Below are 1,116 nucleotides of genomic sequence, written 5' to 3' on the forward strand. Positions count from 1 at the left end.
GTGTGGAACGGTTCGGCCTTTGTGGCGCGCCAGGCCGGCACGCCGCTGGAGATCGTCTGGCCGAAGGAAGGCGGGATCTTCTGGATGGACAGCCTGGCCATTCCGGCCAACGCGCGCAACGTCGAAGGGGCGCTAAAGCTGATAGACTTCCTGCTGCGGCCGGAAATCGCGGTGCAGGTGGCGGAAACCATTGGTTACCCGACGCCGAACCTGGCGGCGAAGAAGCTGCTGTCGCCGGAGATCGCCAACGACAAGTCACTCTACCCGGATAAGGCGGTGATTGAGCACGGCGAGTGGCAAAACGACGTCGGCGACGCCAGCACGCTGTACGAAAGCTACTTCCAAAAGTTGAAAGCCGGGCGCTAATACGCCCCGCCATCCCATCAGGGCGCGCAGTGCGCCCTGATGCCTTTCTCAGGGCCTGTCGGCCCGCGCCACCTTGCCCACCAGGAACTTGTGCACAAAACGCGGCACCACTTCACTGGCCAGACCGTAGTGTTTCTCGTCGAACTGGCTTTCCACCTGGCTCGGCTCCAGGTTCAACTCCATCGCGTAGGCGCCGCCCAGCCGCGCCTCATGCACGAACCCGGCCGCCGGATAGACGTGGCCGGAAGTGCCGATGGCGACGAAGAAATCGGCCTTGCTCAGCGCCTGGTAGATGTCGTCCATGCCCAGCGGCATCTCGCCGAACCACACCACGTGTGGCCGCAGCGGCGCCGGGAACTGGCAGCAATGGCAACGATCGTCGACGCTGAGATCGCCGGGCCATTCGAACACCTGCCCCGATTGGGTGCAGCGCACCTTCAACAATTCGCCGTGCATATGCAGCACCCGCTTGCTGCCGGCGCGCTCATGCAGATTATCGATGTTTTGCGTGACCAGCAGGAAGTTGTCCCCCAGCCACTCTTCCAGATCCGCCAGCGCGCGGTGCGCGGCGTTCGGAACGATCTCCTCCGTCTGCAGCTGACGGCGGCGTTCGTTGTAAAACGCCTGCACCAGCGCCGGATCGCGCTGGAAACCTTCCGGCGTGGCGACGTCCTCCACCCGGTGCTCTTCCCACAACCCATCCGCGGCGCGGAAGGTGCGAATGCCCGACTCGGCCGAAATGCCGGCCCC

General features: G+C 64.3%; 2 protein-coding genes. One reads left to right on the top strand and one right to left on the bottom strand.

Annotated elements, in window-relative coordinates; translation table 11 throughout:
- The coding region (locus ADK28_RS03495; RefSeq protein ID WP_048794896.1) for an extracellular solute-binding protein at nucleotides 1-366 on the top strand (366 nt) is incomplete at its 5' end.
- Nucleotides 367-414: 48 nt separating this feature from the next.
- Here ADK28_RS03495 and cobB read toward each other — a convergent pair.
- The coding region (cobB, locus tag ADK28_RS03500) for a Sir2 family NAD+-dependent deacetylase (RefSeq protein ID WP_048794897.1) at nucleotides 415-1,116 on the bottom strand (702 nt) is incomplete at its 5' end.

Origin of the sequence: Serratia sp. 506_PEND, assembly GCF_001076875.1 — a bacterium.
Classification (GTDB): domain Bacteria; phylum Pseudomonadota; class Gammaproteobacteria; order Enterobacterales; family Enterobacteriaceae; genus Serratia; species Serratia marcescens.